Source organism: Rhodococcus sp. R1101 (assembly GCF_000278445.1).
GTDB classification, from domain to species: Bacteria; Actinomycetota; Actinomycetes; order Mycobacteriales; family Mycobacteriaceae; genus Rhodococcus; species Rhodococcus gordoniae.
Genome location: NZ_AJVB01000805.1, coordinates 1 through 973 on the forward strand (window position 1 = coordinate 1; position 973 = coordinate 973).

Consider the following 973-nt stretch of genomic DNA (forward strand, 5'->3'; position numbering starts at 1 on the left):
GCTGGGAAACCTGCGGGGTCCCCCCGGGTGCCGCCGGGGCGGGGGCGGCCGGACCCGGTGCGGGCACGGCCCCGGTGGATGCGGCGCCGGCAGCGGGCGTCGCGGCGGCCGGGACAACGGTCACGGAACCGTCCGGTCCCTGCACCCGGATCGGGACGACCGATCCCGCGTCGGTCGCCGGCGTGCCGGTCGTGCCGGGGACGGCCGAACCGGTCGTCGTCTCGGTGGTCGGATTCCCGGCGACGGCTTCGCTCGACGGGCGCGTGTCCGAGCCGGTGGTCTCGGCCTCCGACGACAGGGTGCCGATCGCGAGTCCGCCCCCGGCCAGGACGACGACGGCCGCGACGGCGGCGCCCACCAGGGCGAGGGAGCGGGCACGGGTGCGGGCGGGCGCACCGGTCGCGGCATCGACGACCGCCGGCCGGTGTGCGGCGGCGACCTGCGAAGTCTCGGCGGCAGCCACCACCGGCAGTGCCACCGTCTCGGGTTCGTCGTCGGTGGTGGGCGCAGGAGGCGCCGGAACAACGGCAGTCGCGGCACCGGCCGCGGCGGCTGCGAGCGCCGCCCCGTGGGCTGCGGTGCAGGCGGGTCGCGGCGACGAGACGATCGGCAGACCCAGCTGCGACGAGATCAGTTCGGCGACGAGCGGGGTGGACGAGCCGCCGCCGGTCAGGAGTACGCGCCCGATGTCCGAGGGGTCGAGGCCGGCCCCGCGGATCGCATCGTGCACCACGGCGAGCGACGCCTCGAGCGGCTCCCGGGCGAATTCCTCGAACTCACTGCGCACCAGACGCAGATCGCGGTGCAGGCCGGGCAGCGCGAGCGGCACCACCGTCTCGGTGTCGCTGGACAGGGCCTCCTTCGCCGTACGGCACCGGGCACGGAAGTCCGCCAGTGCCGTGACGGTCACGGAATCGAACGGGTCGAGACCGGCAGCGTCCTCGCCGAGGGTTCCCAGCAGATAGGTCGTGAC

Annotated in this window: 1 protein-coding gene; it reads right to left on the reverse strand. The window is 75.8% G+C overall.

What is annotated here, in order from left to right; translation table 11 throughout:
* On the reverse strand, positions 1–973 hold a 973-nt coding region (locus R1101_RS28690; protein ID WP_016935745.1), incomplete at both ends, for an Hsp70 family protein.